12 protein-coding genes and 1 riboswitch are annotated in these 13483 nt (G+C 37.6%); of the genes, 11 read left to right on the top strand and 1 reads right to left on the bottom strand.

The features are described from left to right. Positions 1 to 186: 186 nt before the first annotated feature. The 5 genes from IGL93_RS09165 (at position 187) to asnS (ending at position 7734) form a co-directional block, all read left to right on the top strand. Positions 187 to 1563 (top strand): hypothetical protein, encoded by a 1377-nt coding sequence (locus IGL93_RS09165; protein WP_010775998.1) that lies wholly within the window; start codon positions 187 to 189, stop codon positions 1561 to 1563. Between the two features lie 180 nt (positions 1564 to 1743). Next, a complete protein-coding gene (locus IGL93_RS09160; protein WP_025192011.1) occupies positions 1744 to 4533 on the top strand; it encodes an ATP-dependent DNA helicase DinG in 2790 nt (929 codons plus the stop codon). A gap of 75 nt (positions 4534 to 4608) precedes the next feature. Continuing rightward, entirely contained in the window at positions 4609 to 5127 is a 519-nt protein-coding gene (locus IGL93_RS09155; RefSeq protein ID WP_002382785.1) for a DUF5590 domain-containing protein, read from the top strand. A 38-nt stretch (positions 5128 to 5165) separates the two neighbouring features. Further along, entirely contained in the window at positions 5166 to 6365 is a 1200-nt protein-coding gene (locus IGL93_RS09150; protein WP_002359774.1) for a pyridoxal phosphate-dependent aminotransferase, read from the top strand. Between the two features lie 16 nt (positions 6366 to 6381). Further along, positions 6382 to 7734, top strand: coding sequence for an asparagine--tRNA ligase (gene asnS / locus IGL93_RS09145; protein ID WP_002376912.1), 1353 nt, complete (start codon positions 6382 to 6384; stop codon positions 7732 to 7734). 46 nt (positions 7735 to 7780) lie between these two features. Here the strand turns inward: asnS and IGL93_RS09140 are convergent, their stop codons facing one another. Further along, on the bottom strand, positions 7781 to 8740 hold the full coding sequence (locus tag IGL93_RS09140; protein ID WP_002382786.1) for a Gfo/Idh/MocA family protein: 960 nt from the start codon (positions 8738 to 8740) through the stop codon (positions 7781 to 7783). 166 nt (positions 8741 to 8906) lie between these two features. Between IGL93_RS09140 and IGL93_RS09135 the strand changes: the two genes are divergently transcribed. The 6 genes from IGL93_RS09135 (at position 8907) to IGL93_RS09110 (ending at position 13419) form a co-directional block, all read left to right on the top strand. Further along, positions 8907 to 9431 carry a hypothetical protein gene (locus IGL93_RS09135; protein WP_002382789.1) on the top strand — a complete coding sequence of 175 codons (525 nt, stop codon included), beginning with the start codon at positions 8907 to 8909 and terminating at the stop codon, positions 9429 to 9431. Positions 9432 to 9490: 59 nt separating this feature from the next. Beyond that, complete coding sequence (locus tag IGL93_RS09130) at positions 9491 to 9670, top strand: hypothetical protein (RefSeq protein ID WP_002384259.1); 180 nt, start codon at positions 9491 to 9493, stop codon at positions 9668 to 9670. Between the two features lie 99 nt (positions 9671 to 9769). Further along, on the top strand, positions 9770 to 10411 hold the full coding sequence (locus IGL93_RS09125) for a glycoside hydrolase family 73 protein (protein WP_002366997.1): 642 nt from the start codon (positions 9770 to 9772) through the stop codon (positions 10409 to 10411). Positions 10412 to 10430: 19 nt separating this feature from the next. Continuing rightward, positions 10431 to 11117, top strand: a complete 687-nt coding sequence (locus IGL93_RS09120; protein ID WP_002356802.1) for a hydrolase — start codon at positions 10431 to 10433, stop codon at positions 11115 to 11117. A gap of 146 nt (positions 11118 to 11263) precedes the next feature. Next, a riboswitch (purine riboswitch) is annotated at positions 11264 to 11361 on the top strand. 154 nt (positions 11362 to 11515) lie between these two features. Continuing rightward, entirely contained in the window at positions 11516 to 12097 is a 582-nt protein-coding gene (locus IGL93_RS09115) for a xanthine phosphoribosyltransferase (RefSeq protein WP_002356804.1), read from the top strand. 2 nt (positions 12098 to 12099) lie between these two features. Next, the gene (locus IGL93_RS09110; protein WP_002382793.1) at positions 12100 to 13419 is read left to right on the top strand and encodes a nucleobase:cation symporter-2 family protein; all 1320 of its coding nucleotides are present in this window, start codon (positions 12100 to 12102) and stop codon (positions 13417 to 13419) included. Positions 13420 to 13483 lie beyond the last annotated feature (64 nt).

Here is a 13483-nt window from a genome sequence, read left to right as displayed (position 1 = left end):
GTTTAAGTATTTTGCGTGAGATAAATGGTCAATAGGACTGTTTGTCTCACGTTTTTTTCTGTCGATTTTTCTCTAAAATTTCTATTGTCTCTTAAAAATATGAGAAAATCAGAAGAATTTCTCCTGTATACTAAAGGTATCTATCATTAAAAATGGTTATTAACGGAGAAAAAGGAAGTGAACCTCATGACTAAAACACTTGAAACACAACCAGAAGAGAAAACGGTCTTTCTTTGTAAAGAAACGAATCCAGATTTTTTAGGACGAGAAATTTATGCGGATAATGTTGAAACACCGTATAATTTTTACTTAATTCGCAAGCTTTATTTAGCGAAAGAGTACCAAAATTTAGCAGAAGGGGAACAATTTTTTGAGGCTTTATGTGAAAGTTGGGATGAATCAGAACAGTTTGAAGAGTTAATTGTTAAAAAGATTTATGTCTATGTTGAAACGGAGTTAATGTACTACACTGTTTATTTTGGAAGCTTTGAGCCGACCACTCGTGACTTACGATTCGCACTGAAACAATGGATGTATGAAATACCGACAACTAAAAATAAAAAAACAGTCCGTATGAATGAAACCAATGTACAAGTAGTGCCGCAAGAAAATCAATTAACGGAATTAGCTGGTGAAATTGCTGTCTTACGTGAAATGTTGACACTTTTAAAAGAAAATTTAGCCTCCTTGAATGAAGCCGTTAAGCAAACGAGAAATCCCGTCATTTCTAGACAAATAAAAACGATCCATTTGAAAAGAGCTTCTCCTGTGATAGCCGCAGAACAGGCATCGCTAAAAGTATCAGAGGATACTAATCCGGAACAACCAGACGTCAATCTCTCGCCTGATAATCTGGAAAATCAAGAAGGTGAAACAACTGTAGCAACAAGTGAAGCAGTGCTTCCCGTTAACAAACTAGTGCTTGAAGAACCAGCGAAAGAACCAGTGTTATCTGAACCAGAGCCAATTAAAGAAGCGCAGCTAGAAAAAAAACAAGAAAACCAGCAGAGCACTGCGGCAAAACCTTTATTTACTTTTCCACAAGAAACAGAAAAAAGCTCGCTAAATTCAGTGGATAAGTCTGCCGAAAAAGAAGAGGAGCAGAAGCCAGAAAAAGAAGCTGTCTCTATGGAAAGTGAGAAAGAAAATTCATCAAGTCGGACAATTCCTGCGGACTTTCAACGACAATTGGACGAATTAGAAGAGGAAATTTATCGTCGCTTTATGAGTCGCCAGTTAGAGGATACTGATGGAAATCAAGCAGTACCGAAAATAACGATTGAAAAAAGACAGTTAGAAGCACAAATGTTTGAAGCAAAAGCATTCTCACAATCATTTAAACAAGTTCAAAAGAAAAAGGCAGGAGACGTGCGAATTTGCAATCAGTTAAGTTGTATGAAATTAGAAAAAGGATTAGATAAATTTTTAGACGAAGTTACAGAATATGTTGAAAAGCGGACACTATTTAATAAAAAGGTTCGTTGTCCGCTCCCAGTAATCAGAGAATTGGAAGGCTATGGGCAATTAAACCAGTATATGCAGAAAATCCTTGACTGTTATTAATCGTTTATTTAGGAGAAGGTAAGACAAAACCGTTCAGTTTATCAGCTTTTAAGCCTGAAACAAAAATCACTTTGGATTTTTGTTTCAGGCTCTTTCTTATTATCTCTGGAAAAGATTTCAAGAGAATTTTTGAAATACTAGTGAAAATCCTATAAATTGTAGTATAATTTTCAAAGATGAATGAAAGGCGTGAAGTCATTGAAAGACAAACAAGTGTATGCAGTAGTTGACCTTGAGACGACTGGAACAGATCCTACAAGTGATCGGATCATTCAGTTTGGATGCGTTCTCGTTCAAGATGGAAAGATTATTGCGAACTTTGCGACAGATGTGAATCCCAATCAAGTAGTACCAAAACAAATTCAAAGTTTAACGGGGATTAGTAATACGCAAGTTCAAAAAGCGCCTTATTTTGAAGATGTAGCACATACAATTTATCATTATCTGGAAGATACTATTTTTGTGGCGCATAACGTCCACTTTGATTATAATTTTTTAGCTCGTGAACTGGTACGGTGTGGCACGCCGCCACTTACCATTCCAGCCATTGATACAGTGGAATTGGCACAGATTTTTTTACCGACAGAAAAAAGTTTCCGTTTAAGTGATTTGTCGGAAAGTTTAGGTTTGTCTCATGAGAATCCCCATCAAGCAGATAGTGATGCGCAGGTTACAGCCGAACTTTTGTTATTAATTCAAGAAAAAATGAAATCTTTACCATTAGTCACTATGGAAAAAATTGCGGAATTAAGTCAACAGACAGCGCGGGAAACCAGTACTTTTATTCAACAAACGTATGAACAAATGAAAAAACAAGTCACACCATTAAATCCAGCTTATCAAGTGGTCAGTGGCATTGCTTTACGCAAAAAAGAAGTTCCTCTTTTTGAAGAAACGTTCTATCAGACTAGCACGTATCCCAAAACTAAAAAAGCCAAAGAAAAACTGTTTGGCGAACGTTTCGCTTATCGTGCGGAACAGAGTCGGATGATGAATTTAGTCTATGATCATTTTACAGAAGGAACGACAAAAGATTTATTTATTGAAGCAGCGACTGGAACGGGAAAAACATTAGGCTATCTGTTGCCGATGAGCTATTTAGCAACGCCAGAAAAACCAGTCATCATTTCAACAGTTTCGATTGTTTTACAAAATCAATTAGTGGAAAAAGATTTACCATTAGCCAATAAAATCTGCCAAGGGAAATTACGAGGCATTGTTATTAAAAGCCATCGACACTATCTTGATTTACAACGCTTTAAGGCAACGTTGAATCAGCCCACTCCGCAAAAACAATACGCTCTTTATCAAATGGGCGTTCTCGTCTGGTTGCTAGAAACAGAAACGGGCGATTTAGATGAACTACAATTGACGAATTTAAATCATTTATTCTGGAAAGAAGTTACACATCGCGGATTGGATTTTCTTTCAAAAAAAGATGAACTTTATGAAGTTGACTTTTTAAGACATTTGTATAAAAAAGTCGCTCAAAGTAACGTGTTGATTGTTAATCATGCATTTTTGGCGCAAGAGTCGCTAAGAAAACAACCGTTATTACCTGAAAGTCCGTGGCTAATTATTGATGAAGCACATCATTTACCAGACATCGCTAGTCGGATGGCGAGCGAACGAGTGAACAGCGTGATACTAAAAAAACAAGTCACGCATTTTATTGAAAAAGAACAACTTTTTGTTGCTTTACAGCAAATTTTTCAACAGTTTTCTGAAGAGCAGCGGCTTGTAAAAGTTTATCAGCAAGGTTTACTGGATTTTGTGGATGAATGGCAAGATTTTCTTTTTGAACTGCATCGTTTATTTAGTAAAACACAGAAGCGGATAGACCATCAGGAGTTGCTTTTAACCAAAGAACGTATTGATTATTTATCTGCTGCGGGAGAAAAACATAGTCAAACGCTCCAGCTTTTACTGCAGGAGCTGTTAACTATTCAAAGTAAGTTACAGCAAACAATTATGAGTCAGTTGGAAACCTTTAGTTTGGCTGATCGCATCGTTTTTGTTCGCTTGTTTCAATTTTTTGATGAAATTGAACGTATTCACCACTGTTTTACCATTTATCTTGATGATTGGCGTCCACGTTGGGTAAAAGAATATTTACCACAAAATGAAGACCATGGCTTGATTGAAATTCATGACTTAGAAGCTAGTTTGCTTCCTGAAACAAAGTGGTATCCGCGGTATGAACGAATTATTTATACAAGCGGCACATTGAAGTTTGGCAACAATAAAAAGTATTTACCGCAACGGTTAGGTTTAACAGAGGTGATGTTCAAAACCCTGCCAACGCCATATAACTATGCAGAAAATGCGCGAGTCTATGTACCGGAAGAAGCAGTAGCCATTCAAAATGCCTCTTCCTATGAAATGGGTCAATACATTTCAGATACCATTGAAAAATTGATGGCGCAAGAGGAACGTTCGATGTTGGTTCTTTTTACTTCGCATGAATTATTGTCCACCGTGTATCATCAAGTCCAGCCAAGATTATTGGAAAAAGGACAAGAGGTCCTCGCCCAAGGGATTAGCGGCAGTCGTGAAAAAATTCTTAAACGGTTCTCTAATGGAAAACCAAATGTCTTGCTAGGAGCCGATAGCTTTTGGGAAGGTGTGGACTTACCAGGAACAGCTTTACAGTTATTGATAGTCACGCGTTTGCCTTTTGAAAACCCGAAACGACCACTTGTGCAAGCAAAATATGCGTATTTAGAAGCAGAAGGGATACAACCATTTGCTCAAGAAGCGGTACCGAAAGCAGCCTTACGTTTGCGACAAGCACTGGGCCGTTTAATCCGTTCTGAAGAAGATAGAGGGGCATTGCTGATTCTGGATCGTCGTTTAGTCACTGCAAAATATGGCAAACGATTAATCAAAGCGTTTCCCAAGGGACTCTCAGTAAAAGAAGCGCCCATGCCTGAAATTTTAGAAGAATTAAAGGAATTTTTAAACAAATAATCGATTATTTTTAGGTCATATTTGTGAAAGGCCGCTATTTTTCTGCTATAATAAGACCCAGTAAGTTTAGAGAGGATGGAAGGATTTTTGGAGGAATTAGAAGAAAAGAAAGAGAAGAAACGGATTACTGTCCTTTTAACCCTATTGGCAATCCTTTTAGCAATTCTTGTAACAATAATTATCTTTTTTGTACGAACCAATCAACCAATGGCTCAAGCCAAAAAAGAAGCAACCGCAATTGCCAAAACTTCTGCTAATTTAGAAACAGTTGATAAATTTTACTGGTTTACACGCAAAAATACGTATTTTACTTTAACCGGCAAAAATGATAAAGGCACAGAGATTGTCGTGATTGTCCCTAAATCGGGAGAAAAAGTCACGGTCTTAAATCAAAAAGATGGTCAAACAGAACAACAAATAACAGACATTGTTGCTAAAGCCCATCCCGATGAATCGGTGATGAAAGCTACGTTAGGGCTTTATGATAAGCGCCCTGCATGGGAAGTGGTCACCGAAAATGATCAAGGAGTACTGACGTATTATCTGATGAGCTTTGATAAAGGCGAAGAGATCAACGTTGTCAAAGATATTTAATTTAGATAGGTTTTGATGAAAGTGGGAGTGAAAGGTGTATGAACGTATCAAATCGAGCACAGCAATTGACTCCTTCTGTTACATTAGCAGCTGCCGCCAAAGCGAAAGCATTAAAAGCAAAAGGTGTAGATGTTTTAAGCTTAACGGTTGGGGAACCAGATTTTGTAACCCCGAAAAATATTCAAAAAGCAGCAATTGCTTCAATTGAGGATGGAAGAGCAAGTTATTACACACCTTCTGGCGGCATTCCTGAATTAAAGCAAGCAATTGTCTCTTATGTGGAACGAGAATATCAACTTCGTTATCAACCCAAGCAAGTTATTGTGACAGATGGTGCCAAATATGCGCTGTATCTATTATTTCAAGCCATTTTGAACGTTGGGGACGAAGTGATTATCCCTGTCCCTTATTGGGTAAGTTATGGTGAACAAGTCAAGTTAGCAGAAGGCAAGCCAGTATTTGTATCAAGCACGCAAGAGCAATCATTTAAAGTGTCAGTCGCACAATTAGAAGCTGTACGAACGGACAAAACAAAAGCAATCATTTTAAATTCACCATCTAACCCAACTGGTGTTATTTATACGGAAGAAGAATTACGCCAAATTGGTGAATGGGCAGTTGCTCATAATATCCTCATTATTGCAGATGATATTTATGGTCGTTTGGTGTACAATGGACATCGGTTCACACCAATTGCAACCATCTCAGAAGCAATTCGTCAACAGACAATCATTATTAATGGTGTTTCCAAAACATATGCAATGACAGGCTGGCGCATTGGTTTTGCAGTCGGTGATGAAAAAATTATTCAAGCAATGACACAACTCGCTTCACAATCCACCAGTAATCCAGTCGCGGTTAGCCAATATGCGGCAATTGAGGCTTTAACAGGTGAACAGTCGACAGTTGAAGACATGCGTCAGGCCTTTGAAAAACGCCTGAATCATATCTATCCAAAAGTAGCAGCTTTGCCAGGTGTTTCGCTAATAAAACCTGAAGGCGCATTTTATCTATTCCCGAATGTCAAAAAAACGTTAGAAATTTGTGGGTATGATAACGTGACTAATTGGGTGGAAGATTTATTACAAGAAGCGCATGTTGCTCTGGTAACAGGAGAAGGCTTTGGTGCACCAGAACATGTGCGGATGAGCTATGCGACAGATTTAATGACGTTAGAAAAAGCGATTGAGCGAATGAATGACTTTATAGAAAAGAAACGAATTCAGCACAACGCCTAAAAGAATAAACTAAGAAATGAACGGAGAGACAAACGTGGAACAAATTCAAATTATTGATTCAAACAAACATGTTGGAGAAACAGTAAAAATTGGCGCTTGGATTGCTAACAAACGCTCAAGCGGAAAAATTGCCTTTTTACAATTACGTGACGGGACAGCCTTTTTCCAAGGTGTCGTGTTCAAACCAAACTTCATTGAAGCCTTTGGTGAAGAAGCTGGTACAGAAAAATTCCAAGAAATTAAACATTTATCACAAGAAACAGCAGTCATGGTTACTGGTGTTATCAAAGAAGATAGCCGTTCTAAATTCGGCTATGAAATGGATATCACTGATTTAGAAGTCGTTGGCGCTTCAGAAGATTACCCAATTACGCCGAAAGAACACGGCACAGATTTCTTAATGGATCATCGTCATTTATGGTTACGTTCAAGCAAACAACATGCGATCATGTTAGTTCGTAACGAAATTATTCGTGCTACTTACGAGTTCTTTAACGAACAAGGATTCATTAAAATTGATAGCCCAATTTTAACAGGCTCAGCACCAGAAGGCACAACAGAATTATTTGAAACAGATTACTTCGGACAACCAGCATTCTTATCACAAACAGGTCAATTATATGCAGAAGCTGGTGCGATGGCATTTGGAAAAGTCTTTACTTTTGGACCAACCTTCCGTGCGGAAAAATCCAAAACTCGTCGTCACTTAACGGAATTCTGGATGATTGAACCAGAAATGGCATACACAACTCATGAAGAATCACTAGATATTCAAGAAGCCTACGTAAAACATTTAATTAAATCAGTATTGAAAAATCAACAATATCCATTGGATGTTTTAGAACGTGATACAGCTTTACTGGAAAAATATGTTTCGGAACCATTCAAACGTATTACTTACGATGATGCGATTGAGTTATTACAAAAAGAAGAAGCAAACAATGATTATGATCACATTGAATGGGGCGAAGACTTTGGTAGCCCACATGAAACCTTTATTTCAAATTACTATGGCGTTCCAACATTCATTTTAAATTATCCAAAAGCAATTAAAGCCTTCTATATGAAACCACATCCAACACGTGAAGATGTTGTAATTTGTGCCGATTTAATTGCGCCAGAAGGTTATGGTGAAATTATCGGTGGTTCAGAGCGTGCAACTGATTATGATTATTTGAAAGAAAAAGTAGCTGAGTTTGGCTTATCTGAAGAAGAATACAGCTGGTATTTAGATTTACGTAAATACGGTTCTGTACCACATTCTGGCTTCGGATTAGGTTTAGAACGTGCTGTTACGTTCATTACTGGTAATGAACACATTCGTGAAGCGATTCCGTTCCCACGTATGTTAAACCGTATTTATCCATAGAGAACAATAAAAAAAAAGAACTTCAGCAAAAGCCGAAGTTCTTTTTTTAATTCTGCCATAATTTTTGCATCTGGTCCAAAATATCAATGACTTCTGTCGTGAAAAATAAGGAGCGGTTGGGTTGAGTACCTTTGATTGCTTCAACCATATTGTAGATTTCATAATTCATGGCTTCAGCTGAGTACCCAGAAACGATGGTCTCAACCGTACCGTCATTGTAGTGAACGATTGCTTCATCTGCACGTGGATAATCTGTAATGGTAATATAGGCATCTTCAAAAGCAACAATTCCTTGCTTTGGCATTTTTGCTTGGAATGTTAATGAAATAGTCGCCAACTCATTTTCTTTATTCCGAAGCAATGTCACCGATTGTTCATCAACGCCAGTAGAGAAGGGAACCATGCTAGAAGCTAAAACGTCTGGCTGTGAGCTGAGAAACCAACGAGCAAACGAAACCGCATAAGTACCAATATCTAACAATGCGCCGCCTGCTAAGTCAGGATTAAAAAAGCGATTTTTAGGATCGGGTTCTTTGTAACTTCCAAATGGTGCTTGAATCATTTTTAACTGACCAAATTTGCCAGCATCCATCAAGCGACGTAATTCGTCGTATAGTGGCATGTTAAAAATAGTCATGGCTTCTGCTAAAATAAGGTCATTTTTTTCTGCAACTGCCAAGGCTTGTTTTAATTCTGCCGCGTTCATCGTAATAGCTTTTTCACACAACACATGTTTTCCGGCCTGGAGCGCTTTTAAAATGTGTTCAGCATGTTGTTTATTTGGCACTGCTATATAGACAACATCGATTGTTTCATCTGCTAGCAATTCTTCATAAGAACCATAGGCTTTAGGGATTGAATAATCAGCGGCAAATTGTTCTGCTTTAGACAATGTCCGTGAAGCAACAGCTGCAAGTTGGCTAGTTTCTTGTTTAAACGTTGAAGCAAATTCGTGGGCAATCCCACCTAATCCTACGATGCCCCATTGATATAATTTTTTTGTCAAAAGAAGTCCTCCTAATCTATGCAATTTCTTCAAATCTTCTTCATTATTTATTATACTGTAAACAAGAGAAATTAGAAAACAAGGACAATTTAGTAAATATGATAAAATCCAGAGATAAAAAGATGCTTTTTTTAGAGAATTTCAGTAAAATAGAAAGTGGAGGCGAATGATTATGCATCAAGTTTATGTAGATATTATTGTTGACGCAATTATTGAACAGTATCAAACAGAAGAAAATTTTTACTCCGCTTATCAAATTCAAGCAGCCGATTGGCAAGCTTGGAAAGAAGGCCAATTTGGTTTGGACAATGAAGTTATGCAAAAAATTAAGAATTTGTTTACAGATTATGAGTGGATGCTGACTCAAAAAATACTCCGCCAAACCATCTTATTTCCGGAAAAACGTAACCTAGCTGTTTCGGAATATAAACGGTTAAAAACAACAATTGCCAAAAAATGGCTACAATCTGATTTGGGCGTTGTAGAATTGATTCCTAACAATAAACAGGAACAAGAAATTGCTGCTGGTTATATCGATTTGAAAGTGACGCTGGCCTATGGTGAATGGGGTTTTGATGACATTATTACATTCCGGTTACCAGCTACGATTCAACGACAATTGGAAGGTTCAAAAGTTGAATTATTAGATTGGGTCAATGAAAATCTGATGGATACTTACGTAGGTGAATAACGAATAGGAAGGATGGTCTTTTGAAATACACAATTGCTGGGATTTTATCTGTGATTATTATGTTTGGTGCGGTAATTTTTGTCTTTTTTGGCAAAAAGCCAGTTGAAGAATCTGTTCACACATCAACTGAAACAACAGTGAAATCATCCACTAAAATTTCTGAAAGTAGTACAGTTTCTTCAACTGCTACCACTGAATCAAGTACTGAAATCACGAGCGTAAGCAGTGATGAAAGTTGATAATTTTCTGTGAAAATGATACAATTATTCGGTTATAGTAACAAATGAAATCAATCACGAAAGTGAAAGATAGTGAAACATTTTATCGGAAAATAAAAGATGAAGTGGGGAATTAATGAAGTGAGCAACTATCAGAAAAAAAGAAAAAAGCAGCTGAATTTGCCAAAGTTATTCTTAGGCGTAGTTGTCGTCGGTTTGGCCTTTGTCTTTTCGTTATCTGTCCTTTCTGATTCAGATAAGGGACAAAGCGAGTCAGTCAATCGCCAAAATGAAAACATCTCAAAAGAAGAATTTGTTGCTGAAATCACACCGTATGCACGTGAATTACAAGAATCTTACGGGGTGTTACCAAGTATTATTATGGGGCAAGCAGTTTTAGAATCAAATTTTGGACAAAGTCAATTAGCATCGAAATATAACAATCTTTTTGGGATTAAAGCATATGGCAATCAACCAAAAGTCAATTTAGAAACAAAAGAGTATGTCAATGAGGTCTGGATTACGATTCAGGGTGATTTTCGAGTTTATGACAATTGGGAAGAATCCATGCGAGATCATACCAAGTTATTTGTTGATGGGGTCGATTGGGATCCAAATTTATATGAAAAAGTCTTGTTAGCCAAAAATTATAAAGAGGCCGCACAAGCGCTTCAAGATGCTGGATACGCAACGGATCCTACATACGCTGATAAGATCATTCATGTAATTGAAGAATACAATTTAAATAAATACGACCGTTAAGCATGGAGGAACGATGACAATGAGCGAAAAGTGGATTCCAGAAATTATGACGCCGCTGAAACAAGATATTGTAAAAATGCCAGAGATTATTCGGCAAGCCAGTGGCATTAAAATTTTTGGCCGTAAAATAAAATCAATTATTTTTACGACAGATATTGCGATTATCCGCAATACGGATGCACAGGCAGTGATTGCTGTATATCCTTTTACACCGCATCCAGCGATTACAAAAGGCATTATTGAAGCAGCGGATATTCCTGTCTTTTCAGGAGTCGGCGGCGGTTTAACGCAAGGCATGCGTTCTGCTTATATGAGTTTATTTGCAGAAGCACAAGGCTCAATGGGTGTCGTTTTGAATGGTCCTACACCAATTGAAACAATTAAAATGGTGGATGAAGCAATCGATATTCCTATTATCAGCACAGTAACTTCTATTCATACGCCAATTGATGAAAAACTTGCGGCTGGCGTGGATATGATTAATATCAGTGCAGGAAAAGACACTGCAGCCACCGTACGCTATTTCCGTGGCAAGTATCCAGAATTACCGATTATTGCAACAGGAGGACCAACTGAATCGAGTATTCATGAAACCATTATCGCCGGAGCGAATGCTATTACATATACGCCCCCTAGTAACGGTGAATTATTCAGCAAAAAAATGAAAAAATATCGTGAACAAGAAAAAGCAACCGATGAAGAATAAAAAACGCTTTGGCAGTCTATCCTGCCAAAGCGTTTTTGGCTATTTAATGTTCGCTTTTACGGAACAATGGAAGAATGAACCAATTATTTGAAAATTCTAATGAAAAAAAGTTGTTAAACCATTGAAAGTTAGAGATTTTTGTACTATCCTAGAGAAACATAGAAGCTTGTATAAGGTCAAAATACGGTTGACCGTCTCTACCCAGCACCGTAAATGCTGGTCTATAAGTGAAGAAGAGCGGATAGCCCTTTTTTGCTTTGGCAAAATGGGCTTTTTTCTTTTGTTAGAACACGAATATAAATAGCACTTTGTTTTATTTCGTTCGTTTTTAACGAACCGTCCTTTCCTCAGGATGAGAACAAAGCATCTATCGAAAAATAAGTAAAGGAGTTCATATTGTGAAGGAATTAGTCGAACGTATTAAAAATGATGGCCGTGTATTAGGTGAAGGTGTTTTAAAAGTAGATAGTTTTATTACGCACCAAGTGGATCCAGAATTGATGGAGGCTATGGGTAATCGTTTTGCTGAGGTTTTCGCAGAAGCAGGCATTACCAAAGTAATTACAATTGAAGCATCAGGAATCGCTCCTGCCTTATACGCAGCGCAAAAATTAGGCGTGCCAATGATCTTCGCTCGTAAGGCAAAAAGTTTAACCATGGATGAAGAGCTTTTAACGGCTTCAGTTTATTCATTTACAAAACAAGTGACAAGTCAAATTTCAATTTCAAGAAAATTTTTATCTGATGCTGATAAAGTGTTGATTATTGATGACTTTTTAGCTAACGGACAAGCTGCTAAAGGATTGGTAGAATTATGCCAACAGGCTGGTGCAAAGGTTGAAGGAATTGGTATCGTAATTGAAAAATCATTCCAAGATGGTCGTCAGTTATTAGAAGACATGGGCTTAAATGTAGTCTCTTTAGCACGTATCGCTTCATTAAGTGAAGGAACGGTGACGTTTTTAGAGGAGGATGCATAATCTTGGAAACAAAACAATTGAATACACCACAACAGACGGAAACACCAAATGGGAAAGCCGCCGTTTTAGGATTGCAACATTTATTAGCGATGTATGCTGGAGCAGTTGCGGTACCTTTATTAATCGGAACCGGCTTGAATTTTGATTCGCAACAAATGACGTATTTGATTTCAATCGATATTTTTATGTGCGGCGTTGCGACACTTTTACAATTAACGGTGAATAAGTTTTTTGGGATTGGCTTGCCAGTCGTTTTAGGTTGTGCCATTCAAGCAGTTGCGCCTTTAATCATGATTGGTACGAACAAAGGGGTTGGTGCAATTTACGGTTCAATTATTGCTTCGGGCATTTTTGTCGTTCTTATTGCAGGATTTTTCTCAAAAATTAAGCGTCTATTTCCGCCTTTAGTCACCGGCACAGTCATTACAGTTATTGGTTTGACCTTAATTCCTGTTGCTGTTGAAAAAATGGGTGGCGGCTTAGCAACGGACAAAAGTTTTGGTGATCCTAAAAACTTGCTCCTCGCATTTGTAACAATTGCCTTAATCATTGTTGTGCAAGTTTGGGGACGTGGCTTTATCAAGTCAATTGCCGTGTTAATCGGCCTAGTCGGTGGCACAATTTTAGCTGCGTTTCTGGGATTAGTTGATTTGTCTCCTGTTGGTCAAGCTACGTGGTTTCACTTTCCACAGCCATTTTATTTTGGCAAACCAACGTTTGATCTTTCTTCTATTGTGTTGATGATTATTATTTCAATTGTTAGTATGGTTGAATCAACAGGTGTTTATTTTGCCTTAGGAGACATTACAGGGAAGAAAATTGGCGAAGATGATTTACGTCGTGGGTATCATGCAGAAGGTTTAGCCGTCATTTTAGGGGGGATTTTTAATACGTTTCCTTATACAGGTTTCTCGCAAAATGTCGGGTTAGTTCAATTATCTGGGATCAAAACACGTCGACCAATTTATTTTTCTGCTTTTTTCTTAATTATTTTAGGCTTATTACCAAAAATTGGTGCGATGGCTCAAATTATCCCAGAGCCAGTTTTAGGCGGCGGAATGCTGGTTATGTTTGGAATGGTGGCTGTCCAAGGAATGCGCATGTTGTCAAAAGTTGACTACTCAAATGACAAAAATTTATTAATTATTGCCATCTCGATTGGCTTTGGTTTAGGCTTTAATATTATGCCGACGCTCTTTAATAAAGTACCAGAAACTGTTAGCATGTTTACTGGTAATGGAATTGTCATGAGCAGCATTACCGCAATTATTTTAAATCTTTTATTCAATGGTTTAAAAGAAACCTCAGAAAGTAACGAATAGTTTCAAAAAAAGTATGATAGATAAGGTCAGGTGGCTTTTCTTTCATACTTTTTTGACCTCATCA

The organism is Enterococcus sp. DIV1328a, assembly GCF_050536905.1.
GTDB classification, from domain to species: Bacteria; Bacillota; Bacilli; order Lactobacillales; family Enterococcaceae; genus Enterococcus; species Enterococcus faecalis.
This window is presented reverse-complemented; position numbering and strand designations above follow the sequence as displayed.

Bases quoted from the DNA above. Each gene is read 5' to 3' on its own strand.
- IGL93_RS09155 (WP_002382785.1), top strand. From the start codon at position 4,609: ATGGAAGGATTTTTGGAGGAATTAGAAGAAAAGAAAGAGAAGAAACGG.
- IGL93_RS09135 (WP_002382789.1), top strand. From the start codon at position 8,907: ATGATTATGCATCAAGTTTATGTAGATATTATTGTTGACGCAATTATT.
- IGL93_RS09125 (WP_002366997.1), top strand. From the start codon at position 9,770: ATGAAGTGGGGAATTAATGAAGTGAGCAACTATCAGAAAAAAAGAAAA.
- IGL93_RS09120 (WP_002356802.1), top strand. From the start codon at position 10,431: ATGAGCGAAAAGTGGATTCCAGAAATTATGACGCCGCTGAAACAAGAT.
- IGL93_RS09165 (WP_010775998.1), top strand. From the start codon at position 187: ATGACTAAAACACTTGAAACACAACCAGAAGAGAAAACGGTCTTTCTT.
- asnS (WP_002376912.1), top strand. From the start codon at position 6,382: ATGAACGGAGAGACAAACGTGGAACAAATTCAAATTATTGATTCAAAC.
- IGL93_RS09150 (WP_002359774.1), top strand. From the start codon at position 5,166: ATGAACGTATCAAATCGAGCACAGCAATTGACTCCTTCTGTTACATTA.
- IGL93_RS09160 (WP_025192011.1), top strand. From the start codon at position 1,744: ATGAAAGGCGTGAAGTCATTGAAAGACAAACAAGTGTATGCAGTAGTT.
- IGL93_RS09130 (WP_002384259.1), top strand. From the start codon at position 9,491: ATGTTTGGTGCGGTAATTTTTGTCTTTTTTGGCAAAAAGCCAGTTGAA.